General features: G+C 35.4%; 37 protein-coding genes and 1 pseudogene. 22 read left to right on the forward strand and 16 right to left on the reverse strand.

The window, feature by feature from the left end; all coding sequences use genetic code 11:
* Positions 1 to 177: 177 nt before the first annotated feature.
* The 4 genes from RT445_RS02210 to RT445_RS02225 form a co-directional block, all read right to left on the reverse strand.
* Positions 178 to 825: a pentapeptide repeat-containing protein gene (locus tag RT445_RS02210; protein ID WP_274796948.1), complete on the reverse strand. Its 648-nt coding sequence runs from the start codon at positions 823 to 825 to the stop codon at positions 178 to 180.
* A 96-nt stretch (positions 826 to 921) separates the two neighbouring features.
* Entirely contained in the window at positions 922 to 1869 is a 948-nt protein-coding gene (locus RT445_RS02215) for a bile acid:sodium symporter family protein (RefSeq protein ID WP_313469563.1), read from the reverse strand.
* Between the two features lie 127 nt (positions 1870 to 1996).
* Positions 1997 to 2188 (reverse strand): hypothetical protein, encoded by a 192-nt coding sequence (locus tag RT445_RS02220; protein WP_274796950.1) that lies wholly within the window; start codon positions 2186 to 2188, stop codon positions 1997 to 1999.
* Positions 2189 to 2228: 40 nt separating this feature from the next.
* Entirely contained in the window at positions 2229 to 2762 is a 534-nt protein-coding gene (locus RT445_RS02225) for an HXXEE domain-containing protein (RefSeq protein ID WP_313469565.1), read from the reverse strand.
* 660 nt (positions 2763 to 3422) lie between these two features.
* On the opposite strand from RT445_RS02225, the gene RT445_RS02230 reads away from it, so the two are divergent.
* Entirely contained in the window at positions 3423 to 5195 is a 1773-nt protein-coding gene (locus tag RT445_RS02230; protein WP_274796952.1) for an oleate hydratase, read from the forward strand.
* A gap of 200 nt (positions 5196 to 5395) precedes the next feature.
* Here RT445_RS02230 and RT445_RS02235 read toward each other — a convergent pair whose 3' ends face one another.
* On the reverse strand, positions 5396 to 5857 hold the full coding sequence (locus RT445_RS02235) for a GNAT family N-acetyltransferase (protein WP_274796954.1): 462 nt from the start codon (positions 5855 to 5857) through the stop codon (positions 5396 to 5398).
* A 78-nt stretch (positions 5858 to 5935) separates the two neighbouring features.
* On the opposite strand from RT445_RS02235, the gene RT445_RS02240 reads away from it, so the two are divergent.
* Together RT445_RS02240 and RT445_RS02245 are read left to right on the forward strand one after the other, a co-directional pair.
* Positions 5936 to 6331, forward strand: coding sequence for a pyrimidine dimer DNA glycosylase/endonuclease V (locus RT445_RS02240; RefSeq protein ID WP_313469568.1), 396 nt, complete (start codon positions 5936 to 5938; stop codon positions 6329 to 6331).
* A gap of 15 nt (positions 6332 to 6346) precedes the next feature.
* Positions 6347 to 6964 (forward strand): HAD family hydrolase, encoded by a 618-nt coding sequence (locus RT445_RS02245; protein WP_274796956.1) that lies wholly within the window; start codon positions 6347 to 6349, stop codon positions 6962 to 6964.
* Between the two features lie 67 nt (positions 6965 to 7031).
* Here RT445_RS02245 and RT445_RS02250 read toward each other — a convergent pair whose 3' ends face one another.
* From RT445_RS02250 to RT445_RS02270, 5 genes are all read right to left on the reverse strand, one after another.
* On the reverse strand, positions 7032 to 7688 hold the full coding sequence (locus tag RT445_RS02250) for a CPBP family intramembrane glutamic endopeptidase (protein ID WP_313469570.1): 657 nt from the start codon (positions 7686 to 7688) through the stop codon (positions 7032 to 7034).
* Positions 7689 to 7710: 22 nt separating this feature from the next.
* Positions 7711 to 8307 (reverse strand): TetR/AcrR family transcriptional regulator, encoded by a 597-nt coding sequence (locus tag RT445_RS02255; protein WP_274796958.1) that lies wholly within the window; start codon positions 8305 to 8307, stop codon positions 7711 to 7713.
* A gap of 197 nt (positions 8308 to 8504) precedes the next feature.
* A complete protein-coding gene (locus tag RT445_RS02260; protein WP_274797312.1) occupies positions 8505 to 8975 on the reverse strand; it encodes a DinB family protein in 471 nt (156 codons plus the stop codon).
* A 70-nt stretch (positions 8976 to 9045) separates the two neighbouring features.
* Complete coding sequence (locus tag RT445_RS02265; protein ID WP_313469572.1) at positions 9046 to 9330, reverse strand: hypothetical protein; 285 nt, start codon at positions 9328 to 9330, stop codon at positions 9046 to 9048.
* A gap of 305 nt (positions 9331 to 9635) precedes the next feature.
* A complete protein-coding gene (locus tag RT445_RS02270) occupies positions 9636 to 10079 on the reverse strand; it encodes an NlpC/P60 family protein (protein ID WP_274796960.1) in 444 nt (147 codons plus the stop codon).
* A gap of 200 nt (positions 10080 to 10279) precedes the next feature.
* Here RT445_RS02270 and RT445_RS02275 point away from each other — a divergent pair, with 200 nt between their 5' ends.
* Positions 10280 to 11152: a gluzincin family metallopeptidase gene (locus RT445_RS02275; protein WP_274796961.1), complete on the forward strand. Its 873-nt coding sequence runs from the start codon at positions 10280 to 10282 to the stop codon at positions 11150 to 11152.
* 258 nt (positions 11153 to 11410) lie between these two features.
* On the opposite strand, the gene RT445_RS02280 is transcribed toward RT445_RS02275, so the two are convergent.
* Positions 11411 to 11560, reverse strand: a complete 150-nt coding sequence (locus RT445_RS02280) for a YjcZ family sporulation protein (RefSeq protein ID WP_274796962.1) — start codon at positions 11558 to 11560, stop codon at positions 11411 to 11413.
* Positions 11561 to 11761: 201 nt separating this feature from the next.
* Here RT445_RS02280 and RT445_RS02285 point away from each other — a divergent pair, with 201 nt between their 5' ends.
* The 4 genes from RT445_RS02285 (at position 11762) to RT445_RS02300 (ending at position 13523) form a co-directional block, all read left to right on the forward strand.
* Complete coding sequence (locus RT445_RS02285; RefSeq protein ID WP_312506072.1) at positions 11762 to 12097, forward strand: hypothetical protein; 336 nt, start codon at positions 11762 to 11764, stop codon at positions 12095 to 12097.
* 16 nt (positions 12098 to 12113) lie between these two features.
* Positions 12114 to 12530, forward strand: a complete 417-nt coding sequence (locus RT445_RS02290) for a hypothetical protein (protein ID WP_313469575.1) — start codon at positions 12114 to 12116, stop codon at positions 12528 to 12530.
* Between the two features lie 125 nt (positions 12531 to 12655).
* On the forward strand, positions 12656 to 12946 hold the full coding sequence (locus RT445_RS02295) for an RNA polymerase alpha subunit C-terminal domain-containing protein (protein WP_274796965.1): 291 nt from the start codon (positions 12656 to 12658) through the stop codon (positions 12944 to 12946).
* 16 nt (positions 12947 to 12962) lie between these two features.
* Positions 12963 to 13523 (forward strand): DUF4256 domain-containing protein, encoded by a 561-nt coding sequence (locus RT445_RS02300; RefSeq protein ID WP_313469577.1) that lies wholly within the window; start codon positions 12963 to 12965, stop codon positions 13521 to 13523.
* 65 nt (positions 13524 to 13588) lie between these two features.
* Here the strand turns inward: RT445_RS02300 and RT445_RS02305 are convergent, their stop codons facing one another.
* Together RT445_RS02305 and RT445_RS02310 are read right to left on the reverse strand one after the other, a co-directional pair.
* Positions 13589 to 14059: a hypothetical protein gene (locus tag RT445_RS02305; RefSeq protein ID WP_274796967.1), complete on the reverse strand. Its 471-nt coding sequence runs from the start codon at positions 14057 to 14059 to the stop codon at positions 13589 to 13591.
* A 115-nt stretch (positions 14060 to 14174) separates the two neighbouring features.
* Positions 14175 to 14540, reverse strand: coding sequence for a hypothetical protein (locus RT445_RS02310; protein WP_312506065.1), 366 nt, complete (start codon positions 14538 to 14540; stop codon positions 14175 to 14177).
* Positions 14541 to 14780: 240 nt separating this feature from the next.
* Here RT445_RS02310 and RT445_RS02315 point away from each other — a divergent pair, with 240 nt between their 5' ends.
* The 11 genes from RT445_RS02315 to RT445_RS02365 all read left to right on the forward strand — a co-directional run bounded on the left by RT445_RS02315 (position 14781) and on the right by RT445_RS02365 (position 22431).
* The gene (locus tag RT445_RS02315; protein ID WP_313469580.1) at positions 14781 to 15014 is read left to right on the forward strand and encodes a DUF3953 domain-containing protein; all 234 of its coding nucleotides are present in this window, start codon (positions 14781 to 14783) and stop codon (positions 15012 to 15014) included.
* Positions 15015 to 15049: 35 nt separating this feature from the next.
* Positions 15050 to 15481: a hypothetical protein gene (locus RT445_RS02320; RefSeq protein ID WP_313469582.1), complete on the forward strand. Its 432-nt coding sequence runs from the start codon at positions 15050 to 15052 to the stop codon at positions 15479 to 15481.
* Positions 15482 to 15582: 101 nt separating this feature from the next.
* Positions 15583 to 16014, forward strand: coding sequence for a BrxA/BrxB family bacilliredoxin (locus RT445_RS02325; protein WP_313469584.1), 432 nt, complete (start codon positions 15583 to 15585; stop codon positions 16012 to 16014).
* The gene (locus tag RT445_RS02330) at positions 16002 to 16790 is read left to right on the forward strand and encodes a class I SAM-dependent methyltransferase (protein ID WP_313469586.1); all 789 of its coding nucleotides are present in this window, start codon (positions 16002 to 16004) and stop codon (positions 16788 to 16790) included. Before RT445_RS02325 ends, RT445_RS02330 begins: the two co-directional genes overlap by 13 nt.
* A 62-nt stretch (positions 16791 to 16852) precedes the next feature.
* On the forward strand, positions 16853 to 17413 hold the full coding sequence (locus RT445_RS02335; protein WP_274796973.1) for a hypothetical protein: 561 nt from the start codon (positions 16853 to 16855) through the stop codon (positions 17411 to 17413).
* 4 nt (positions 17414 to 17417) lie between these two features.
* Positions 17418 to 17909, forward strand: coding sequence for an immunity 22 family protein (locus RT445_RS02340; RefSeq protein ID WP_313469588.1), 492 nt, complete (start codon positions 17418 to 17420; stop codon positions 17907 to 17909).
* A gap of 531 nt (positions 17910 to 18440) precedes the next feature.
* Positions 18441 to 19241: a nucleotidyl transferase AbiEii/AbiGii toxin family protein gene (locus RT445_RS02345; RefSeq protein WP_313469590.1), complete on the forward strand. Its 801-nt coding sequence runs from the start codon at positions 18441 to 18443 to the stop codon at positions 19239 to 19241.
* A gap of 134 nt (positions 19242 to 19375) precedes the next feature.
* Positions 19376 to 19855, forward strand: a complete 480-nt coding sequence (locus RT445_RS02350) for an RNA polymerase sigma factor (RefSeq protein WP_274797313.1) — start codon at positions 19376 to 19378, stop codon at positions 19853 to 19855.
* On the forward strand, positions 19852 to 20370 hold the full coding sequence (locus RT445_RS02355) for a hypothetical protein (protein WP_274796976.1): 519 nt from the start codon (positions 19852 to 19854) through the stop codon (positions 20368 to 20370). Before RT445_RS02350 ends, RT445_RS02355 begins: the two co-directional genes overlap by 4 nt.
* A 237-nt stretch (positions 20371 to 20607) precedes the next feature.
* Positions 20608 to 21384 (forward strand): basic amino acid ABC transporter substrate-binding protein, encoded by a 777-nt coding sequence (locus RT445_RS02360; protein WP_313469593.1) that lies wholly within the window; start codon positions 20608 to 20610, stop codon positions 21382 to 21384.
* A 438-nt stretch (positions 21385 to 21822) separates the two neighbouring features.
* Positions 21823 to 22431 carry a YpjP family protein gene (locus tag RT445_RS02365; RefSeq protein WP_274796979.1) on the forward strand — a complete coding sequence of 203 codons (609 nt, stop codon included), beginning with the start codon at positions 21823 to 21825 and terminating at the stop codon, positions 22429 to 22431.
* A gap of 592 nt (positions 22432 to 23023) precedes the next feature.
* Here RT445_RS02365 and RT445_RS02370 read toward each other — a convergent pair.
* Genes RT445_RS02370 through RT445_RS02380 form a run of 3 tightly spaced genes read right to left on the reverse strand, consistent with a single transcriptional unit; the run spans position 23024 to position 24298 of the window.
* Complete coding sequence (locus RT445_RS02370) at positions 23024 to 23608, reverse strand: TetR/AcrR family transcriptional regulator (RefSeq protein WP_274796981.1); 585 nt, start codon at positions 23606 to 23608, stop codon at positions 23024 to 23026.
* A 30-nt stretch (positions 23609 to 23638) separates the two neighbouring features.
* Positions 23639 to 23953 carry a DMT family transporter gene (locus RT445_RS02375; protein ID WP_274796982.1) on the reverse strand — a complete coding sequence of 105 codons (315 nt, stop codon included), beginning with the start codon at positions 23951 to 23953 and terminating at the stop codon, positions 23639 to 23641.
* A gap of 3 nt (positions 23954 to 23956) precedes the next feature.
* Positions 23957 to 24298: a DMT family transporter gene (locus RT445_RS02380; protein ID WP_313469595.1), complete on the reverse strand. Its 342-nt coding sequence runs from the start codon at positions 24296 to 24298 to the stop codon at positions 23957 to 23959.
* Positions 24299 to 24876: 578 nt separating this feature from the next.
* Between RT445_RS02380 and RT445_RS02385 the strand changes: the two genes are divergently transcribed.
* From RT445_RS02385 to RT445_RS02390, 3 genes and pseudogenes are all read left to right on the forward strand, one after another.
* Positions 24877 to 25017, forward strand: coding sequence for a hypothetical protein (locus RT445_RS02385; RefSeq protein WP_313469597.1), 141 nt, complete (start codon positions 24877 to 24879; stop codon positions 25015 to 25017).
* A gap of 26 nt (positions 25018 to 25043) precedes the next feature.
* Positions 25044 to 25214: pseudogene (locus tag RT445_RS23650) on the forward strand (methyl-accepting chemotaxis protein); the annotation flags it as partial.
* Between the two features lie 18 nt (positions 25215 to 25232).
* Positions 25233 to 25679 carry a methyl-accepting chemotaxis protein gene (locus RT445_RS02390; RefSeq protein WP_396631788.1) on the forward strand — a complete coding sequence of 149 codons (447 nt, stop codon included), beginning with the start codon at positions 25233 to 25235 and terminating at the stop codon, positions 25677 to 25679.
* The last annotated feature ends 10 nt before the right edge of the window (positions 25680 to 25689 follow it).

The following is a 25689-nucleotide window of genomic DNA, read 5'->3' on the forward strand; positions in this document are numbered from 1 at the left end:
AAAATAGAGACTTTCTTTTCTAGTAGTGGGCATCTATTAACACTCCTTTCTGTTACTTAAGTTAGTATATAGATTTGAAAAATGCCTCGTAAGTGACATTTTTGTGACAGTTGAAAGGATGAATTAATTTTCTGCACCACTATACCTGCAATAATCTAGCACTGTAAAAAGGTTAAACTAGTATTTAACCTTCAATCCTAGTAATGAAGCAAAGCCTATCGCTTGTTCGGAAGAGACTTCACACCCGTTTAAACTTTCTGGCGTTACTTGCAGTCTTTTAAATGTACATGTACTTATGTCGATCCCTTTTAATGAAGTTTGAGAGAAATCGGCATCATTTAAATCACTTTCATGAAAGGCCACTTTATTGAGTAAACAATCATAAAAATTGGCACCTTGTAGCTTGGTGTTATCGAATAGTACTTGTTTGAAACGTACTTCAGGGAAATTGCATAAGTTGGCAATACAATGTTCAAAAGATACATTGCCGAGGTTAGCTTCAGTAAAATTCAACCCCAATAGTTTACAGTTTTTAAAAGCCACTCGATGGATGATACCTTCACTTAAGTTTGAGTTCGATAAATCACAGTTCTCAAAAATGACATCCGTTAAATCAATTTTTTTAAAGGTACAATTAATAAATGTGACATTTTTAAAGATAACTTTAGAGACGATTAATCGTTCAACATCTTCATGCTCAATGACAGTATCAGCGATCATGCAATTTGTTAAATAAGGTTCTTCCTCATAAAAAATATCCTGAAAATTTGCCTTTTCAAGATTTGTCGGTATTGTAGGTGATGTAATTTTGAAATTGTATGCCATATCAGCCCATCCTTTACATGAGATCTTAAACATTAGTATAAGGGCAAAGCGACAATAAAGACACCGTCTATATAACGGTGTCCTTATCGTAGATTATTAAACTAGTTCATTAGAAACTCTGTTTTTCATTACAATCTTACTAAAAACAGAAGCTAGTACTTGTTGGAATAGCATGCCAAAAACGACAGGCATGGCTACTTTACCTGGAAAATATGTTGTGGCAACAATAACGCCAACAGCAATATTTCTCATCCCTCCCGTATAGACAAAGGTAGCCATTTGTGAATAGTCTTTTAACAGATAGCGACCAATGAGAAAGGCGAAGACATAGCCTGATACAGCAAGCATCAACACTAAAAGTATAACGAAAAATAGATGCACATTAATATCCTTTAAGTAGGGAGAAATGGCACTACTATTTATTAAAATGACTGCGAATAAACATAGCTTTGAAAAAGGAGCAAGCTTCTTGCCATATTTTTTAGGAATGTCTCCTTTTGAAAGTTCATTCACCACGATTCCTAAAATGGTAGGTAATACAATCATCCATAGTAAATTGAAGATCAGCGAGACTACATCCAATTCAATTTTTTCACCTGAAACGATATAGAGAATGAATGGCAGGATGAAAGGTGAAAGCAGCGTATCAATTAAAATAATAGACAAGCCTAATGGTATATTACCTTTGCAAATTGTAATCCAAATAACACTTGTGACGCCAGTTGGAAGGGCGACCGCTAAAACAAAGCCAACAGTCAGTAAATGGTCATCGAATAGAGTGGTGGATAAGAAATAAGCCCATAATGGCATGATTAGGTGAAGAAAAAGAATTGAAAGTAAAATGAGTACGGGATGCTTCATGAAAATTTTGACATCTTTGAATTTCATATTTAAGCTGCCAGAGAATGTCATGAACGCAAATAGCCAGGATACGAGGAATAATAATTGATGTCCAATGCTTTCTAGGAATACACCTAAAACTAAACTTAACGGTGTCAGGATTGCAATGTATTTTTGGAGAAATACATTTAGTTTTTCTAACATACAAAGACCTTCTTTTTTTATCTGATTTTATCACATTATTATAATATGAATCAGGACATAGTAGGAGTATTTACCGCAAAAAAGCAGAAGGTTTACTCCTACTTGTTGAAGGTCTAGATAAGACTCGCTAAGTATTTACATGTTTTTTATCCATTTCTTTAGTAAATGGAATCCATACAATGCCTACGATAAATAAAATATTACCTGTCCACCTTATCCATAAATAATAAGGATGGTCTTTTAACAAGTACAACGAGGTTAGGATAATAACCAACCCAATACCAATGAGCAATTTTAAAAAAATCGGAATTTTTGTCATTCTACTTCCTCCTTCCTTACTTTTCACGATAAAAATGTGTTTAGATAACTCTTTTTCCTAACCAATGAGCAGTAAAGACAATGGGGAAAAATAATAGGCCAAAAGGAAGGCTTATTAAAATTATATGCCACGTAATGATTCCGCTATTAAACAAAGATTTAAATAAAATAATACTATAGGGAATAATAATGATGGCTGATGTTATAGCTCCTGGGGTGATAGAGCGAAAGAATATCGATTGTCCAATATGGGTAAAAGCATGGATAAAGAAAACAAGTGTGACGGATGTGAAAAAATAGAAAGTAAGAGCTACCCCGTTTATGAAATATTGGTTAGCTAGAATGGTAGAGAGACTCACAAATAAAAAGATAAATAATACAGCAACAGCAAATTGAGCAGTGGTCATTGAAAATTGTTTCACCACTTTATCTGCTATTTTAGGGGGTAATCTTTCATACAGCTTATGACGATTATGATGTAACCATTTTTCTATCATAATAATTTCTTCAAAGTCATGGATAATAAATAAAATAGGAAACAACCAAATAAGTGTTTGGACATTCAACCAATCCATATGAATACTCTCTCCTTATCTCTATGCTGGAAGTGGCACTGAAAATACCATTTATATGTAATATGGGTTAATAATAACATACTGAAAACAGGAAAGTATAAAATATAAAATAGAGAGGTTGTTTGAATCTCAGAAATAAGGAATCGCAGGATGAAAATATGAGTGAAACAAACGAATAAACTAAACGAGGAACCCTTTACTTAGCAACTAGCAAAGAAGGGACGGTCGTTAATGATGTTCAAAGTACGCATGTTAAAATCGTGAAGAAGAAAGAGATAAAACGTCTAGTCACCAGGTGGAGGGGCAGATAGTCTTTGATAGCTAAGTTTACGGGTACATTAGGTAATAAGAAATGGGGTAAACAGACAAACAAGGATGCAGGTAAAATGATTTTTCGGTATAATAATTATGCATATCGAGTAGAAATAGGTTGGGCTCGTTTTTCCTTTTTAAGGTAGAGGCTATGGGAATTATTTCGGAAATTTATTGAATTGTTTGCTTTAATAAAAATACAAACACTTGCTATGTCCAATAAGAAGAGTAAGTAAATTAACGAACAACTTTCAAATTTGAATTTTTTGTTAATGATTAGCTCATTTTACCATTTTCCCGTTCATTCGTGATATTCTATATTAGAATAATAAATCAGGAGGCGGTAATATGTATTATAGCAATGGTAACTATGAAGCTTTCGCACGACCTAAAAAACCTGAAGGGGTAGATGAAAAATCTGCGTATCTTATTGGTTCAGGACTAGCCTCCCTTTCAGCGGCATGCTTTTTAATTCGTGATGGCCAAATGAAAGGGGAAAATATTCATATTCTAGAGGAATTGGATATTTCGGGAGGTAGTCTTGATGGTACTCTTAATCCGACAAGAGGATTTATTATTCGCGGTGGTCGAGAAATGGAGGATCATTTTGAATGCTTGTGGGATTTATTCCGTTCCATTCCGTCCTTAGAAGTAGAAAATGCTTCGGTTTTAGATGAATTTTATTGGTTAAATAAAGAAGATCCTAATTATTCGAAATGTCGATTAATAAAGGATAGAGGGCAAAGACTGCAAGATGATGGGAAGTTCACCTTATCGGATCAATCATCTGAAGAAATGATTAAATTATTCTTTACCCCTGAGGAAAAATTAGAGGATAAAAAAATCACTGACGTTTTTTCAGAGGATTTTTTTGAATCGAATTTTTGGCTTTATTGGTCCACGATGTTTGCGTTTGAAAAATGGCATTCTGCTATGGAAATGCGTCGTTATATTATGCGTTTCATCCATCATATTGGGGGATTACCAGATTTATCAGCATTGAAATTTACAAAGTATAATCAGTATGAATCTTTAGTACTGCCAATGATTAAATACTTAGAAAGCCATGATGTTGATTTCCAATATAATACGGTTGTCGAAAATGTCTTGGTTGATAAAGTGGGAGACAAAAAAGTAGCTCATACGCTCGTTTTAAGAAAAGATGGCGTGAAAAAGAATATTGAGCTGACAGAAAATGAATTAGTGTTTGTGACAAACGGCAGTATTACCGAGAGTACAACTTACGGTGATAATAATACACCGGCACCTAAAAGCACTGATTTAGGTGGCAGCTGGTCACTTTGGAAAAACATCGCTGCACAAGATAGTGAGTTTGGTCGTCCAGAAAAATTCTGCGACAATCTTCCAGAAGAAAGTTGGTTTGTGTCAGCAACACTTACGACATTGGATGATCGCGTAGCTCCATATATTGAAAAGATTAGTAAAAGAGATCCCTATGCTGGTAAGGTCGTAACAGGGGGGATTGTCACAGCGACAGATTCTAATTGGATGCTAAGCTATACACTGAACCGACAACCTCATTTTAAAAATCAACCAAAAGACCAATTAGTTGTTTGGATCTATGGTTTACTATCAAATAAGCCAGGTAATTTTATTAAAAAAAGCATTACGGAATGTACGGGAATAGAAATCGCACAAGAATGGCTTTACCATATGGGCGTACCGCTTGATGAAATTCCGGACCTAGCACAAAATTCTTGTAATACTATTCCATGTTATATGCCATATATCACCTCTTACTTTATGCCAAGAGCAATGGGAGATCGACCGTTCGTTGTGCCGAAAGGATCTGCTAACTTAGCCTTTATTGGTAACTTTAGTGAAACAGCAAGAGACACCGTCTTTACAACGGAATATTCAGTAAGAACAGCGATGGAAGCGGTCTATCAATTATTAAATATTGACCGAGGCGTGCCAGAGGTATTTGCATCTGCTTTTGATATTCGTACCTTATTAGCTTCTACAGCTCGTTTGCTGGATGGTAAAAAATTAACGGATATTGATGCCCCATTCATTTTAAAACAAATTGGTAAATTGGGTATTCATAAAACAAAAGATACGATTATTTATGATCTACTGAAAGAAAGTAAATTAATCTAGTGATTTTACAGAAAAATAAACAAAGCAGTTAATAAGGCTTTGTCTATTTTTTAATTTGCTTATAGCCAATCTTTGACATAGGCGAGCAATCCAATAAAGGCTCCTAATCCCATGCCAATAAAGACAGGGACTATGAGGTTTGCTTTCTTTTGTACTTTTTTCGTTTCTACCATGGATATCCCTTCTTTCTCATCGTATAACTAACATTCTAAGCGCATCGTATGGTTCATATCCTTGAACCCATGTTTTTCATATAAGGCTTTAGCACCTTTATTTTCAGTCAATACATTTAACTCCAAATAATCCAAGTGACGATAGGCTGCCCATTTTTTCGCTTCTTCTAATAAAGCAGATCCAATTCCTTGATTTTTGTATGATTTGCCAACTATCACATCAACAATAAAGGCATATTTGTGTTCAACCAAACAAGAATAGGGTGGGGTCGTTGTTTCTTTAATAAGCAAGAAGCCAACAACTTCCTTCTCTACTGTTGCGATTAATATATCAGAATCATCTTCAATGATCGTATATCTGATAAAGTTGGCATCCTGTTTTGCAGGTCTGATATATTTAGGTTGAAGAATAGACATTTCTAAAAAAAGCTCTTGGTATAAACGTTCAATTTGTGGAATTTCATCGAGAGTTGCCGTTTTTATTTCCATACTATCCCTCCGTCAGTTTTACTATCATAGTAAGTAATATTTTACATTAATGGTTGAATAATAGAAAGGGGAAGGCATATGAGATTATGGCATGTAGATTTACTAGGGTATTTACCTAAAGGCCAACTACTTTCGCAGTGGAGAGAACTTAATAGTATCTTTGCTAAAGAGGATCGGCATATTCTCATTAATTATATTTATGACTATCCGAAAGCTGACTTGTATTTGTATACAACAAAAGTGTTGGAGGAAATGAATAAACGTGGTTTTCAAATTAGAACCTATGAAAAAATGAATAACTACTTTGATGGATTAGGACCAGTAAAAGACAGGAAGCCTTTTTTGCATCATCATAATCAGGAATATCTAGAAATTTGTTTCTATAATTTAAAGGAGAAATTTATTCGTGGGCAGAAGGATTATGAAGAGGCATTGTATGAGCAATTATGTACGTATATTAAGGACGTGCTATAAATAGGAGGGGTATAGATGGTAAAAGCGATTATTTTTGATGTAGACGGGACGATTTTAGATACTGAGCAGGCGATTTTACAATCATTGCAAAGAACCTTACTGGAAGAGACAGATCAACAGTATTCGTTGGAGGATTTACGCTTTGCATTGGGGATACCTGGGAAAGATACGTTGATGAGGCTCAACATTGATAACATAGATGAAGTTCATCGGAAGTGGTCTGCAGCTGTTCTAGATTTTTCACATGAAGTGACTGTTTTCGAAAATCTAGAGGAAGTTATTCAACAATTAGCAGCAAAATCGCCTCTATTGGGCATCGTGACCTCTAAAACAGCTCAGGAGGTAACCGATGAATTTGATCCGTTTGGCTTAAGTCATTATTTCAAACACATTGTTAGTGCCAGTGATACGGAGAAGCATAAACCTCACCCTGAGCCTCTATTAAAATGTTTGGACGCATTACAGGTAGCTCCAGAGGATGCCATCTATATTGGTGATTCTATCTATGATTTCCAATGTGCAAAGCAGGCAGGAGCTAAATTCGCCCTTGCCCTCTGGGGTGCCAAAACGACAAATGGATTTGAAGAGGCTGATTACGTATTATATGAAGCTCAGGATATTTTGAGCTTATAATAGGGGAGGAAGAAAGAATAAAAGATGGTGTCCATTGAAAGCACACCATCTTTTCATGATTGTGTCATTACATTGTAGGTGGTATGTAGATATTTAAGAATGTTAATACAGTCAAATTCCCTATATCGACGATACAGTGGGATAAGATAATAGAACGTAAACTTTTTGTCTTTAAATACGTAATGGCCCACACGATACCTGTTACTGATAGATAGATATACAAATGATAGGATTGACTAGCATAAGAAAAGACTCCCCACATCAATGGATGACTTATGACAAAAAGGATAGTTGTATATAAAATAGCGAACCATGCTGGAAATTTTGTTAATAAACTATCAAATAAAACGCCTCGCCAGTAGTATTCTTCAAGCCAAGGATTGATGATGGCGAATAAAAGCCAATAGAGTATTAACCAAACAGAGTGAAACAAATGGTAGTTCATAATTAAGATTGTTAATGGAAAAAGGCCAATCAGCGTTGTGAAGGTTATCCAAAAAGGAGCCTTTTTTGACTTTTGAAACCAATCTCCTAGTTTTCTGTTACCTTTAAAATAGTAAATGCAAAATCCTAACAAGCTCCAATAAACAAGCGCTAGTGGAATCCAAGCCCAGCCCTCAATAAATTGATAAAAAAATGTAGCAGTCAAGAACCCTAGTATTATAATGAAAAATGGTGATATGAATAATAACCAAAATTTCGTATCTTGACTAAATTGTTTCATACAAAACCTCTCTTCCAAAAGATTATTTAAAAATTTTCATAATTATTTCAGCTTCTGGAACTGGACATTGTGTCCATTGTAGTTTATTAATCGCAAAACCTTGAATAAATGAATAGTAGCTAATTGCCAATTTAAGTGGATCTTCTTGAACAATTTCATTGCATTGTTGCCCCTCAGAAATTAAAGGGATGAGACCGTGAACAGGGGACTTGAATTCCTCCGAGGATAAAAATCTTTTTACTTCTTCGGGTACAGCATCAGACGTACTTGCTTGAATCATTATTAAGAATAATAAAATTTGTTGTCCCTCTGATAAACTATATAAAATCTGCTCCGTCATCCATTTCAGTTTTTCGAGTGCAGTTCCTTCTTGTAAATGCGCTTTTTCAATAATTTGCCCAGAGCTTTCAGCAGCTCTTTTAACTAAAAGTGTAAAGATTTCTTCTTTTGATTGAAAATAATGGTACACTAGTCCATGACTTAAATTCGCCTCTTTAGCTATATCACTAATCTTAGTTGCGACCATTCCTCTTCTTGAAAAGACGTTTAATGCAGCCTGTAGTATTTCTTCCCGTCTCAGCTCCCGTAATTCTATATTTTGAGCTTCAGTTCTTGGCATTATGACAGCTCCTTTTGATTGATTAACCAGTCAATATAAAAATAAAATAAAATGGAACTATTGTCAAATGTACTGTTTGTTGGAAATGTTCTGGTGGGGGAAATATAACTAGGGCAATGATCATCCAGGTTTTTAAGAGTTTGAACAAATGAAGATAAGAAAAAAGGTGTGTCACCTAAGTGCAACACCTTAAAATGTTAATCCCAAATCGTTGTTATAGGAACTTTTGCAGTACGTAAATAATCTAGTAATTGCCCAGTATGGACTGACTCATGATAGGCAATTCTAAGCAACATATCACCCAAATCTCTTATGTATCCAACGTCTGAGCGATCAATTTGTATGTTTGATAAATCTTCATTCGAAAAAGCTTGAACCGTGTTAATAAATTCATTTCTAAAAGGCTCTGCAAATAATAATTCTGCTTCTACAGTAGTGTAGGGCTGTTTTTCAAAGGGTGAATCAAATTCGCCTATACTGCCTTTATTAAGGATTGCTAGGTGGTAATAATGTTCACTTTCTAGAACATGTCTAACCATCTCGATGCACGACATGGCTTCATCATCTGGCCTCCAATGTAATTTTTCTTGGGGGATAGACCTCCAAAGCTTTATACTACGTCTTCGTACTTCATTGAAATTTAATATGATCAGATCTATGGCGTTCATCATTCATCAACCTCCATTCGCTAGTAGTAATTAAAGTATATAAGAATTTATGTTCGATTGGAAGTTTTCTCTAATTACTGCGGAAACGTTTATCCAAATGTTTATTTAAAAAAAGGATAAACCTTTCTTGAGCCTGCTTTTTCTTCAGCATTCTATTCACACGAACATTGCTTTGAAGGTAGTTTCTCACATGATAATTCGCAAAAAATAAGCTGCGATACTGATCTTGATGGTATATATTGTGAAACCATTCATACTGTTGCAGCCTTTCTATATTTCGATCGATTTTTCTTGTATGTAAAGCGGACTGACCACTAAAGGCACCTGATAAAAAATCAAATAAATTTTCTAGCATAGATTTACTCCTGTAATTTCGAATACAACCTATAGTAATAGCTAGGGATGACATATTCAATAGGGGCACTCGCAAAAGTGCCCCTTAGTAACAAATCGGGAGGTATCATGTTAAACGTATTTCGCTTAACACTACTATTTATATGATAAGATTACTCGGTTTTGTAGACCATCGTCTTTAAAAAGCTAAAATTCCTCCTTGTTTCGAAAAATTTCTAGAAATGAAAAGGACATGTTTTGTTGAAGAATGATCAAAACATGCCCTTACATGTGAAATGGTAAGGCTATATAATATTAATTTACTTTTTAATAAACTTTGCTTTGGAACCCTTCCATAATGCGTGCCAGTGGTACCCACCCAATGAACTTTGGTTTATCCCAACCTGGTGCGGTCGATAACTTTTCTACTTCAAGGAAATGATCAATCCTTACCTTATCCCAAGCATGAATGATCTCGCCATTGCCAACAGATAATCCTACATGACCCCAATTTTTTCGCTCATCTTTAATTACACCAAAGCAATCGTAAAAAACAAAGGTTCCTTTCGGAGGTATTCCTGTTTGCATACTTGCTTCATATAAAACTGCAGATTCTTTTGCCGTATCTCCACCAAAAATTTCAATGTTATTACTTCTTTCTAAAGCATCCTCTACAAAAGCTAAACAAATGAAACAATATTCTTCAGAGTTCAAATGACTTTTAGCCCAATCAATTGCATTATTAATATACTCTTCATAATTTTTCTCCATTTAATTACTCCTTTAACATGTCGTTAAGGTACTATATTCAACAAAAATGGCTTTATAACCTTCCAAATATTACAAAATATTTTGTGGTATACCTAGAAAGGGCAATGACGAATAAATAAATTACAGGAATATTACCAAAAATGAAACTCCTGGATTTTTATCCTCGTATATACTAAAAAATACTTTTTCTGGAGGTACATATGTTTAAATTAAGAGGCTCCTTCCTGCTAAGTCTATTGTTATTAACCGCTTGTACAGAGGAAACGATTTCTAAGGAACCAATTCAAGAAGAGAAAGATGATAATATTGTAGTGACAAACGATGGAAAAATAACCTTTGAGATTAAGAATAAGGTTGGTGTTCCACAGGAAAAAGTAGAGGCTATAAAGGATGAAATTGTGACGGCATATGACCATATAAAGGATTCCATTCATACTTCCTACACGCCATCCGAGCACATAAGCGTATGGCTTAAGGAAGACGGTCAATCATGGGGTTTAGCATCGAAAATCGAATTAGCTGGTGTGAAAGAAGATCTATACCCACTTGTCCATGAAATGACCCATTCTTTACTTGGCTATGGCAACAATTTTGACACAGATAACGGCTATTTTACGCAAGAGGGTTTTGCAAGTTATATGGAGTATCAATATGGAAAAAATAAATTATATTTTGATAAATACATGAAGCAATATATGGAGTCAGATAAGTTAATACCCATTAGTAGGTTAATTGATCCAAATCAAGATGATGTTTATTTTCGCCCTAAACTTTCAAATGTAAAAGAGAATCAAGTCCTTATGGAGGTGAGCTATACGCATGCGGCTTCATTTGTTATCTATTTAATTGATACATACGGACTCGAAAAGTTTGAACAGATCTACGACAAGAAAGAACTAGCAAAAAAATTAGAGGAAGTTTACGGAAAGAATAGTAGTGAGTTAGAAAAGGACTGGTTAGCATTTATTCAAAATCAACAAGGATTCACATATGAGGAAAAATTAAAATGGGGATTTTATGATATGAATACAATTCTTCTTCAAATAGATCCAACATATTTTGCGAAGGACTAATATTGTTCTATAGCATTCAAGTAAACCCAAGTGCTCTTTATTTTGAGGACCTGGGTTTACTTTTGTATGAATTCGGATGAAATTGTTATGTACGTAATGAACGCCAAACACGGCTAATCCTCCATTCAATTATCGCATGCATGTTTGAATAGGAAAAGGGTCACTAGGCTGGTAAAGTGACCCTTATGAATTGGCTAGCATAACCTAACACGACTATTGATCGTGTAAAAGGGGATTTTAGGTGCTATTAGGGATGAATTAATACATGAAAGAAGCGCCGACAATAATTAAAAGAATGAATAATACTACGATTAAAACGAATGTTGAGCCGTAATATCCGCCGCCAGAGTCGCCGCCATAATAGCAGCTGTTGTTATTGTAGTTACCTACATTTCCACCGTATCCCATTGAAAATCCCTCCTTTCTACAACCTATCATATGTAAGGTTGCTGAAAGGAGAAATGTTATTAGACCCGATGCTTATTAAAAAATTTTAGTGATGAAGCAATTTTAGAAATAAATTGATGTGATTTATTTTACTTAATTTTTTATTTTTTACATAATTAGAGTGGTGTGTCGTTAAAGAATGAAAAAGAAAGCGGGAGGAAAATGCTGCGTGACAAGCTAAAACAAAGAATAAGTAATGAACCAACAGAATGTATTTCTTATTTAAAAGAATTGGTGAAGTCAAACCGAGTTTATGATGGGGAAGCATTGGAAATCTTCATATACGTTATTAAAAATGGGCCAGAACAATTAACAAACATCCAATGGGATATTCTTTTAGATAAGGGCTTACTACCTGATTTTTATGTAGAATGCGATCGCTGTGAAGACGCGATCCAGTGGTCAGATATGTATCAGGCGATTTTTATTAAGAAAGATCACTGTTGTCCTTTTTGCAGTTATTTAGTCCATAAAAAGGATGTGAGGTTATTAGACTAAGAGGGGAGATCCACTAATGAAAGGATTATTGGCAATAGGTGAAGGAATATTCTTTTTTTATGTGCTGATTTGTCTATTAGTGTTAAACATGATCCATTTTGGCAATATTTTATTTGTCGATATGCCATACGAAGAACCAATGACTGTAACTTCATCTTCATCTTCACCTACAGCTTTCCTGTTCTTGTTTGGACTAGGTGGTGTTTGTTTCTTGTACATAAGGTATTTCTTGGGACGAAGCGGATATAGACGATTGAAGATTGTCTTGTGGGGGTCACTATTCGCTTTTAATACTTTTGGAAGTGGCTTTAGCCTCTTAATGAGCTATGGATTAATGCTCAATCACCGTGAAGCGATCTACCTCATATTGGCAACAGTAATGAGTTTGGTGCTCACTATACAGGCTATTATGAAATATTATGAATGGAAGTAAAAGAACAATTATAGGTTTAAGGAGCCTTACGAAGCAAAAAGCAATTTTTTATTTAATATGCCTAAGTCCTTCTACAATCCAATAGGAGAAATATGTTAAAATAAACAAAACACAAGTTTGGAGGGATGAGGTTGGTAGAAAAAAAGCGAAGGGTTTGTGAAAAGGGACATACGTTTTTTAAAAGCACGGATTGTCCAAGCTGCCCTACCTGTGATAAAGAAAATAAACCAAGTAGCGGCTTCCTTTCAAAACTTAGTTCACCTGCAAGAAATGCTTTAGTTCACGAAGGCATTGACACGTTACAAAAACTATCGCTCTATACAGAAAAAGAAATACTAAACATCCATGGTATTGGACCAGCCTCATTACCGATATTAAGATCTTCATTAGAGGAAGAAGGACTATCATTTAAATAAGTTAGGGGAGACAACGATGACCAATAAGGAATTGACACATGAACAACAAGAGGAACTCATCAAAACATTAAAAGCTCGTTTTGAGAAAAATATTGAACGCCATGAAGGCATTGATTGGGCAAGTGTACAAGCTAAACTTGACGCAAATCCAGAAAAATTGTGGTCACTTCATGAAATGGAAGCGACTGGTGGTGAACCAGATGTTGTTAGCTATGATGCAAAGACAGACGAATATATTTTCTATGATTGTTCAGCAGAAAGTCCTAAAGGTCGAAGAAGTGTATGCTACGACAGAGAAGCATGGGAAGCGAGAAAAAATCACAAACCAGAAAATACTGCAATGGACATGGCGAAGGACATGGGCATTGAACTGTTAACGGAAGAGCAATATCGCGAGTTACAACAGCTTGGGAAATTCGATTTGAAAACATCAAGCTGGGTACAAACACCAGAAAACATCAGAAAACTCGGTGGTGCCATTTTCTGTGACCGCCGCTATGACACGATTTTCATGTATCATAATGGAGCAGAATCCTACTATGCCGCAAGAGGTTTCCGTGGCTCCTTAAGAGTTTGACGTTCATAGTAAGGTAGGGAAACCTAATTTGTGAGGGTTTCCCTTTTGTTATTAAGTAACAAATTCTATAATTGAACCCTATTATTTTTAGATTGGATGATATAGTTGTTATTTGATTCACACTTGTAGTGTCCTATATAAAATTCGTTCAAGTTTAGTAAATCCTCGAAGTCTTTTGGAATAAGACAGTTCCAGTTTATATTGGGTATTTTCAGTGGAAAATTATCCTCATTAGGATTAGGCGTATGAATATAAATTGAATCCAAGCCAGCATCTTCATCAACTAACTCAATCCATGATTGATATGGTTTCTCAAGTGTTCCGAGCTTATCTAACAAACTTTGATATAAGGCAATTTGTGCTTTAATATGTTCTCTTCGAACCTTCACACTTTGATTCCCAAGCCCAAATAAATCAAGATGGATGTGCCACAAATCAAACCATCCTTCTTTGCCAAAGTCTATATCATATTGCTCTGCTGATGTTTCTCGCCATAAGTGACGGAAATAACGCTTTTTCCCTCGAAACTTTTTCAATATCATTTGCCTCCATCTTTAAAAGTTCTTTACGAATGCCCTGTGCTTACTTTTTAAAAAAGCTGATCTCCAAATTGAAAATCGGCATTTGCTAACAGTTCACCACTTACTAATATCAACTATTCGGAATTTTCTCTTTATACTTTAAAGACAGAAGGTGTAGAGAATAGTTTGCAATTACTTCGGTATTAATTAACTCATTCAAGATGGTTTCAATTGCATGAATATGTTCATTAATAAGATTGATTTCTTTTATATACGTTGAATCAATCGCTACTTCTTTTAACGTCTTGAACACCACTTTTTGCTCATCAAATACATAAACCAATTCGAATTTGGAGTTGAGTATTAAGGTGGTTATTTCAGGGAAAATGACTCGATCTTTTAAAATAGTAATAATACACTCTACTGATTTAACTCCTTCAATTAGTTGTAATGCTGAAAAAATCTCACATAATTGCTCTTCAAAATCGATGTTCATCAAAATCCCCCATTAATCAAAAATCCTTTTGATAATATCATTTTTTCAGAAAAATTTTAATCGTTAATATTTTCCTTTAACTATTGTGGGAGTACGAGTAGAATAACGTTTTGAGAATCGTTCTTAATTATTTAAATAAAATAAAACCTGTCAGAAAATATAGTAACAAACTAAAGGTAATTTAAATTATTTCCGTTTATGTTTTTTGTGTATGATTAAGAAAAGAGGGGGTGGAAAGTTATGCTAAAAATATTACAAATTGTTTTTTCCATCATCGGCATTTCTCTCGCAGCTTACGGACTCATCGCACGAGATTTCCAGCTGAATTTTCTAATGTTCTTTTTCCTAGGCTTATACATGTTAACTTCAGGTATACAAGAATTCCAGAGAGGGAAAAAGGTTTATGGATGCTTCCTCACCGGGGTGTTTTTATTTTCAATGTATGCGTCTATTCAAAGCTTTTTATGGATGTAGTTACTATTTGAGTCCGATGGAAAGGGGCAGGTTGAGTGATTGAAATAATTTATGATTTAAGTGTACTTGAAGGTTCGTGTTATATAGAGATTTTACCTGATATATACAAAGGCGAATGCTGGAATAGTTCTTCTATTTTCTTTACCGAAGACAACTTTGGCTACATATTGCCTGCAATTGAGAAGTGCTACAAGAAGTTTGATTACTTTGCTTTCAATGAAATAGAGATTGAGATTTGGGGCCAAATTAATAAGGAACTGGATAAAATGAAACAGGTCCTACAAAGTAATCCCACCCCTCAATCATTAAAAGATACAATCGGCTTTCTATATGTCTATTCTGAGAAAGAGTTTAGAGATAACTATGATATCAATATCAAACAACTTATCTCGATGATGACAGAATTTCAAACGTGGATTGAGCAAAAAAGTTCAACAACGAAGTTCATTTCTGTATTAGGGATATGATAGATTTCAAGTGCTTTTTAGCCAAAAAGCATGTTTTTGTACTTTCACACAAAACCTTGCTATAATAAGCTTTGCGAATACATAGGAAAGAGGGTAAAAGCATGAACGCTTATGATGAATATATGAAGCAGGTAGTAAAGCCGATGCGTGAGGAGCTTGTGGAGGCTGGATTTAAGGAGCTAACGACTGCTGATGCGGTGAATGAATTTATGGCAGAGACGAAGGGGACTTCGTTAGTGGTGATTAACTCAGTATGCGGTTGTGCAGCAGGACTTGCTCGTCCGGCAGCGCGTGAGGCGATTGCAGCGGTGAAGCCAGACAATTTAGTGACGGTGTTTGCAGGGCAAGACCCAGAAGCAACTGCGGCAATGCGTGCTTATTTTGAAGATGTGCCACCAAGCTCACCTTCTATGGCGATTTTAAAGGATGGGCAATTGGCTTACTTTATTCCACGTGAACAAATTGAAGGCTTCCCTGTGGAGCAAATTGTTTCTCATTTAACTGGCGTGTTAGAGCAAACATGCGAGAACTAAATACGATAGTGACGACAGCGGGCAGACCAGACGAGGTATCGATGGCGCTCGCTGCTTTTGCATGTCAAGAATTAGGCGCTACATTTGAGCCAAGAAAGAAGCGATCTATTCACAAGATGTCACAGGCATTGCAGGCCCATGTGATGGTGGCGGGGAAAAATCGTTATGACTATTATGCCTATGGGGCACAGGAGCCATTTTTCTTTCATCCCAATTCTGCGGCCTTTCGTTTAAAGCGCGTTGCACGTGGTGAGACAGAGCCTTTTTTGGAAGCGGCACAGCTCCAACAGGGTGATTCGGTGTTGGATTGTACGCTAGGGCTAGCGGCGGATGCCATGCTAGCAGCTTATACAGTGGGGGAAGCAGGTCGTGTAGTGGGACTAGAGGCGAATCCAAATGTAGCGTTTATTGTTAGACAAGGGATGCAAGCCTATGATACGGCTGAGTTACCATTAACTGCCTGCATGCGACAAATTGAGGTCATTCAGTCAGAGGCTATTCATTATTTAAAAACCTTACCAGACAATGCGTTTGACGTAGTCTATATGGACCCGATGTTTGAAGAGGTTATTGAAGAGGCTAATAATTTCCAAGCACTACGGCAAGCAGGAGAACATGTCACATTAACAGATGAATGGGTCCATGAAGCCAAGCGTGTGGCGAAAAAGCGTGTCGTGTTAAAGGCGCATTTTCGTTCGGAATGGTTTGCGATCTATGGTTTTCAGCAATATGAACGGATCACCGCTAAATTTCATTATGGTGTTTTAAACGTATAGAGGCTTGTTCTTGAGACAGGCCTCTATTTATTATATCGTTAGAGAAAAGAGGCTGGAATAATATGGCTAAAAATGAAATAAGAACCCCATTTGAATTAGATTTGCTGGCAAAAGCACAGGCTTTGAAAGGCACGAAACCTCCAAGTCCCTGGATACATGAAACCATCGTCCTAGCGAATGGTGTCCTGGCTTGTGGGTGGGATCCTGATGAAAACATCGTACTCATTAGTGGATCAGGCTATAGTGTCACAGAGCCTATAACAGGTCGTCGCCTTACTAGAGAACGTGATGCAGATCGTACAGACGACAGCATAAGTGATGACCGTTTAACGTTTCAGCTGCCAATATCTAAGCAACCGATTCCTATTTTTGGCTTTGAAGCAGGAGATGGGATCCATATGACAACAGATGGCTGGCATGTGGAGGTCATTTATCCTTGGTGGCCCCGTGCTACGGTAGTGCTTGATCATCTTTATACGACACATTATGAATATTTAAAAAATGCAACGGCTATTGATGTACAGCGATTAGATGGTGTAATTAAATGTGGCTTCTCTCCATCCGGCAAACATTTACTAATCATGGGCTCAGGCGGTGCCTTGATTTATTCAAGAAAGGAATGAGACCATGAATTATGAAAACGAAGGCTATGTATCCATTTGGGCAGGTAATTTTACTAATGAAGAACAGCTAGCTACCTATCTTAATACAGTTTATCAAGGTGAAGAGGAAACGGACGAAGCATTTTCACAAAAGCTTAAGCAGCTTTTTTTAGCAAAAAATGAGCACCGTCCCTGTGAAGAGGCTTTTAAGGCGCTATATGATGAGTTCTATAATCAATTTGAATATGATTTTGGTTTAACATTCGATGAGGATTTCTGTGAGGCATTATTTGATGAGGTTTCTTCTAATCAACTAGGGCAACTTATACGTGATGAATTCTCCTATGCTCAGCAGTTTAAACATCAATTAATAGAAAAAATAGGGAAGGAGTTACCCAAAACCTATAATACAGTGGTTTTATTATATGATGTGAAGTATGAAGGACAGATTCAACATATGCATCATGAAGCATTTCACTTGGATTTTATTGGTTCTATCAAAATGCGGGAAATTTAATATTACCATTAAAAGTTTTTCGTCAATTACGTATTTACTTTTATGAAATTAGATGTTATAATAATACACATGCTATTTTAGGTGGCATATTTCCGTAATCTGGCATTCTGCTTTTTGTTTTTGTAGATACTTATTCACACTGGCGCATGCTTTGGGGCTGCAAGGACGCAAAAGATGGTAGGGTTTGCGTTGCTTAAGTTAGAAAGCTCACAGTGGAATTTTACCGCGGTAATGAAACGAATACTGTTTCAAGATAATATTCCCCAGATGATTGGGTTGAGACTTTTACAATTTACGAAAATGTTACCTATAAATACTAAAGGGGTGGTTTCGCACAAGCGAGGCTGCCCCTTGTCTAATTGTATAGCCTGTCGTGCTTTTTAACGACAGGCTATTTTTTTATACATACTATATTGGTATACATTACCGTTTACTCCATTCAGAAAATAAGTAATAATAAAAGTATGAATTTTAGTAAAAATCTAAATTCCGAATAAGAAATCTGAAAAATCAAAAAGGTGAGGGATGTCTATGGAAAATATCAATACTCTTTCAACAAATGTAGCAGCTCAATTAATAAATTTAGCTGAATCACGGCAAGAAAATTTGCAGAAGCTCGTTTCACTTTATTGTCAAGAACGGCTACTATATCGCCTAGCTGGATCATCCTATGACGATCAATTTTATCTAGATGGAGATACATTATTATTTGCATTAACAGATGGGCTGGTAAAGCATTCAAACGTACTTACACTAACAGCTAGAAAAAGCATCCATCAGCATGACATTGTCAATCAGGCATTGAAGGAAATTTGTTTGATGACAGTTGAGGATGGGATTGAATGGTTTGCAGAAAAGATAGAGTCTATATTAACGGATAATAGTATTCATATAACAATACCAGTAGCATTGGCTCAGATGACCACATACATAGAAGTAAAAATTACCTTTAATGAAAGCGCGCGAGTGATGCCGAAAACAATTATTTTCCCAAGCTTGCTAGATTGTAAGGCTGCGGTACTTTATACATATCCAACGGAGTTTGTGCTTGCACAAAAATTTATAGAAATATATCAATATCCAGCGTTAGAGAAGACTGCAAAGGCCATAGAAGATGTACTTTCACTGATCCAAACGCAAAACATTGAAGGGCGTGCTTTACAGGAATATATTGAGGAATTATTTGATCGACATCACTTTACCATCGAATTAAATCCTACGCTTGAAATATCAGGCGTACTGAAACACTTTTTTAATCCTGTTTATGAAGTCATTTTAGATGAGAATGAATTTTTTAAAGAGTGGCAGTTTGACAATCAGGCTTGGCAATAACGATAGACAACCCCGCGAACCTCATATTGTTCGCGGGGTTTTACATATTTTTGTCTCTTTTTTTATTTAAATGATCCGTTGCACGAATAAATGAAGTTGAATCGTATTATGACATGAAGGAGGTTAGGTGAAATATGATAACGTTTGCTGGCTTGTGTGTTCAAGAAATTGTTCAAACCTATAGTGACATGCTTATACGAATTGCTGTGCAACAGACAAAAAGTATGTCTGAGGCGGAGGATATTGTACAAGAGGTTTATATGACACTGATGAAACAGAAAAAGCCTTTCGCTAATGAATCGCATTTAAAGGCTTGGCTTATAAAAGTGACATTCAATAAATGCAAGGATTATTTTAAATCTTCTCGTGTGAAGAAAACGGTTCCAATTACCGAAGACATGTCCTTTATCGCAAAAGAGGAGCAAATCGTTCTTGCTGAAATTTTTGAGCTTCATCCTAAAGAGAGAGCCATTGTTTATTTACATTATTATGAAGGCTACACAACTGCAGAAATTGCCAATTTATTAGAGATAAATGTCAACACAGTAGGCTCCAAGCTACGAAGGGCACGAATGAAGCTGAAAACGATATTAGAAGAGGGGAGTAAAGTATGATGAATGCTTATAAGAATGTGATGAAGCAGATTCATGCTTCGGAGGAATTTAAGGATAAGATGCAGAAAGAGATGTTGGCATATGAAAAGAAAGAAAAGAGGGCCTTTATGAAAAAAGTAAGAATAAGTGTGGCAAGTTTAGTTGCCTGTGCAGTGATTGCAGTAGTTGCTATGGTTCATACAAACAATGATACAACAATTGATTTAACGGAAAGAATTGTAGCGGATCATTCTGCACCTGCAGCAAAAGCATTAGTAAATATCGAAGGAATCATTACAGCAGTTGGAGAGGATGGGCTGAGCTTTACACTAGATAATGGAATGGAAGTCGTCGTGACAGATGAAACTAGAATTGGAATCGATGGTCCAACAGCACCACCTAAGGAAGAACAATTATTTGAGCCTACCTTTAGAGTAGGTAATTTAATAAGTGGCTTTACAGAAAATACTTCCTCACAACCAGTTCAGGCAGCTGTCATTTATACAAATTGGAATTTTGAACAACCGATACGATGAAGAATCCCTTTAGAGGGATTCTTTTTATTATGTATAGGGATAGGCTATACCATGAGTACCTTACCAATAAATCCTTTATATACTAAAAATATGAATTAATATAAAGAAAATATTATGTTTATACAAAAAAGTATTGTCTAATGAGAATGATGTCTTTATAATTTACCTAATAGTCTTATATTTCCGAATTGCGAAAAATAATACGCATTATGGAAAAATAGAATAGGGGGATGGGCTATGAAAAGAAAGTTAATGGTGGTACTCACAATTGTGGCAGCCTTCACACTCGTTTTAGCGGGCTGTGGTGCAAAAGAAAATTCATCGTCAGGAGATGGAGAAGGTAAAAAAGTGTATAAGGTAGGAACAGAAGCTACATTTGCTCCTATTGTCTCACTCGACGATAAAGGAAATATTGTAGGAATTGATGTGGATGTTCTACAAGCTATCGCGGATGAAATGGATTTTGACGTGAAGTGGGAAAGTATTGGTTGGGAGCCAGTATTCCAAACAATTAAAAATGGTGAGACGGATATCGGTGGTGCAGGAATTACCATTACGGACGAGCGTAAAGAAACATTTGATTTTACAGAGCCGTATTATGAATCTCAATTATTAATCGTCGTGAAAGAAGATTCAAAAATTAAATCGTTGGATGAATTAAAAGATAAAAAGATTTCCGTCCAAATTAATGCTACTGGTCATATGGCTGCTAAAAAATTACAGGGTGAATCAAGTCCAAATATTTTTGCATTTGAAAATCAACCAATCGCTATACAGGAGATGCTGAATGGCAACGTAGATGCAGCAATTGGTGATAATTCAGTCGTTTACGAATATATCAAAGCACATCCAAATGACAAGCTAAAAGTAATTAAAGATGATTCCTTTGAAAAAGAATATTATGGCTTTATGGTTCAAAAGGGGAATAAAGAGCTTTTAGATAAATTAAACGAAGGCCTTAAAAAGATTAAAGAAAACGGGAAGCTGAAGGAAATTACGGGTTCAGATTTTTAATAGTAAAGGCTAGCATAAACAAACCGTAGAAGCTCACGATAGGTGATTGTCTACGGTTTATTTTGATATAAAACCAAAAAAAGATTGGAGCCACTGTATTAGCTCCAATCATTCTTACTCAAACATTCCTGTACACATGCCGCTTTTCACCATAGTATGAACTTAAAAATAATAGCAAAGCCTTGAACGCGTCATGTTACATTTGAATGATGCAAATTGACTAAATTAGTCCGTAAAGCATAAAGATGATAAATAACCTAACATTAATAAAAGTCCAATACCCATTACGATGTCCATGCTTTGTACCTCCTTTAAAAAAACGACACATTATTCATAAATATTGTACAATGAATTATAGAAATATGAAACCTTTTAATGGCCAGAACGTATATAATAATAGGAGAATTACCAATTTGTACATAAAGCGTAGGTGATAAAATGAAAACGTGGGTTAAAAAAAGTATAGTCATCATGGTTGCGTTTTTAACATTTGGTTTAATCACGCCTACCCATGAGATTTGGGATGCACTCGATCAAAATCCTTCGAACCGTGCATCCATTGGCCCTGCTGCTGGGACAAGCACAGCACTAGCTGCTGAACGTGAGGATAGCAGTGACGAGCAGCTACAGATACAAGAGGAAGAGATTGACTATAATGCCTTACTCATGGATGCAGCTAGAGAGCAATCGTACATAAAGTTTGGCACAAAAATTGGTCCAAAAATTAGTCATGAATTCGACAACATCATCTTCCCAAAAATGGAGGAAGCCATTGCGATGACAGTTGCTACTTTGGACGAGCAATCCCTAGCTTCATTAACTATCTCTGAAAAGCCAAGTGGTCATTATGGTGAGAAAATTTTCAATGTTATCAATAATGAAACTGGAACAGATCTAATTCGCTTCCATGTGCGTACAGAAAAAAGGCCACAGGAAGGGTACTATTACAACTTCCATTACCACAGTGCAGAGGACAACTTCATGGCACACTACAACCTGGGCGATATCTATTGGGAAAAAAACACACCACCTAAGTGGTTGTCATAAAAGACTTGAAACACTCGTTTACATGGCGAGTGTTTTTTTTGTGCGAAAACGCTTATAGCAGGTTTTATTCGAAGCACCGAGGGCAGAGGTGACGATTAAATAGTAAGGAAAGTAGAGAGTAGATTCATGTTATTCACTGGTGAGGTTCATGAAATCGTTAAATTTGATATTACACAACACCAAAAGAAACGTTTATTACGCTTTGGAATCAAGGTTTAATACAAGTAAGGTAAGCTGGCTTTGATTGTGCTGGATCTTGAATGGCTGAACAAATAAAGCCAAGAGCTGGAGGAGTATTAGGTAGAGGAAAGTGGTTAGTTGAAAAGATATTGTTCAGAAAGGATGAATGAAATGGACTGGACTGTGAACAAAGGAAATTGTATTAGCCAATGCTATTGGAAAGAAATTAGATACAGGTGGTTATGCAGTAGACTTTCTCGTTAGTTGAACTTTAAGTAAAGATAGGGGAAGGTAAATCCTTCTCCCTAATCTAAGAAACATCTTCTCTGGACGGATATCAAAGTTTATACAATAAATAAGAATTTTATGTAGCGAATCTTATTATACTCTGTCACCCAGAAGCAGTGGACATCTATTTCAATATTCCTTTCCAGAATACTTTCCAAGTAGATGTTAGTCTTCTTTCATATTCTTCAAATGAATAATTCATGAGATAGAACAACATTCCATCTAGGAGACAAATAAAAGATGTTGCAATGTTTTCTTTTTCGATAAACTGATGATCGTCTGATTTAACATCTAAAATCATATAAAGTAATTTTCTAATTTTATTTTCAACCATACTGTTTTTTTGAGTGATAATTTCTTTAAATCTTTCTGGTGGGAAAACCCCATACCGTTTAAGAAAAACCCCTCTGTCATTCATATAGTAGTATTCATTTAATTCTCCTAACAACTTATATAACTGATCTTTAATGGAAAGTGAACCTATAGTAGATGCTTGATCATCAATAAATTTTACATAGTCATCAATCACAAATTCTACTATTTTTTCAAAGAGTTCATCTTTACTTGAAAAATAAGCATAAATGGAAGGTGTCTTAATGTTGACTTTAGATGCGATATCTTTAAGGGAAGTTTCCTCATAACCTTTTGAGGAAAATAATCTTAATCCATGTTCTAGAATGTTTTGTTTCGTTTCTTCTCCTTTTTTCATTTCCTCACCTCATTTAGAAGTATATACAAATTAGGACACAAGCTTAAGGCCTACGATACTAATTATAATACCACCAACCAACATTAATTTTTTTATACTTTTCGGCTCATTAAAGATTAACATACCAAGTAACACACTACCGGCTGCCCCAATACCTGTCCACAGCCCATAGCCAATACTAATAGGAATTTCTTTTAATGATAGTGAAAGAAAGAAAAAGCTCAATCCCATGCACATGATCAACAATATTGTCGGTTTAAGTTTTGTAAATCCTTCAGTTAATTTAAGGCTAATAATGCCTCCAACTTCAAATATGCCTGCCATTACTATAAAAAGCCATCCCATATTTTAATCACCACTTTCTGTTTCTGTTTCATTGGATACTATTTTCAAACCGATAATGCAGCTGATTAATATTAATACTAAAACAACTTTTGTAAAGCTCACTGGATCACCTAACAAAGTCATACCTACTATAGCTGTTCCAAAGGCCCCTAGTCCTGTAAAGACCGCATAGGCAGTTGATACAGGAAGAACCACTAATGTTTTCGAAAAACACCAAAAACTTAACACCAGTAACAACAATGTAGGAATTAGAACACTTATATTAGTAAAGCCATCAGAGTACTTTAATCCAAGTGCCCAGCCGACTTCAAAGATACCTCCAAGAATCAGATAAAACCAAGCCATTAAAATCTCTCCTTCTTCAAAATTAATTTAGTTACATTAAATTAACTAACGTTCGTTAGATTATTTGTGGAAAAAATATGACTTTAACACCTTCATTAAAGTCCTTCCTTCAAATAGCAAAATTATTACCTAACGTTAGTTAGATTTTATAATAAGAAACTTAAAGATACAACCCCTATATCTTAGGATCTGGCCGGTATGCTAAATCATACCTTCATATCTTCATTAAGAGGAAAAGATAACTTTTCGTAAATCGCTAACAAATAGTAACTATATAGAAAGAGACATATGTGGTTAAAACCTAGAATGTGCTACAAAGTTCATTACTTAGAAAAAACTGCATCAGGTACTTTAAGAATTTGTATCATATATAGGTTCCGATTTTGATAAGGTTTCAGAAGTAAGTGAGTACCTGGACTTTTTTATGTTATTCAAATGCACATGTTAACAAACACATAAAAATATTAGTATTGTGCTCAAATTGAACTAAATAAAGAAATTTATAGAAAAAAAGAATTAAAAAAGGTATAATCAATTCAATTTAGAAAATTGGTTCATAAGTAATGGAGGTTAAATGTTTGAGCACTACTTTTATAGCAACTATACAAGTTTTGAATGAAAAAGCAGTTATATCTGCACTTGAATTAAATTTAGCAATGATAGAGTTTAATTTACAAGGCGAAATAATTTGGGTTAATAAAACTTTTCTAGCACTTTAGGATATGAAGTGAATGAAATGAAAGATATGGAACATAAACAATTATGTACGCAAGAATTTAGAAACAGTAAAGAATACGTTTTATTATGGGATAACCTTCGCAGAGGAATCAAGTTCCAGCAAAAAATGCAGAGAGTCGGTAAAAGGGGGAATTTATTATGGCTTGAAGCTACCTATATACCAATTCTAAATGACAAGGGAAATGTAGGTCATGTTTTGAAGATTGCCACAGATATTACAGAACGTGAAAATAAAACAAGGGATGTTATAGCTCAATTAAATGATATATCTACAGAATTAGGAAATTTGGTTGTTTCTAAATCTAATGAAAACATTCAAGCACTTAATTCTCTAAAAGAAGAAACTAAATTAATAAGTGAAGTATCTAAAAAGATAAGGTATATCGCTTCTCAAACAAATTTATTAGCATTAAATGCAGCCATTGAAGCAGCACGTGCTGGGGAGCATGGGAAAGGATTTGCAGTGGTTGCCGATGAGGTCCGTAAATTAGCCAATAATTCAGATGAGGCTATAAAAGATGTCAGCTCTTATGTAGGGCACATTACTGATGAAGTAACAAAGGTTAGTGATATCACGGAAAACTTACAAAAGTTAGTTGAAAGCACTCAACTAAGGATTAATAAAATTATGAATGAATTTTAAAAAGTCTAGA

Source organism: Lysinibacillus sp. (genome assembly GCF_032093475.1).
GTDB classification, from domain to species: Bacteria; Bacillota; Bacilli; order Bacillales_A; family Planococcaceae; genus Lysinibacillus; species Lysinibacillus irui.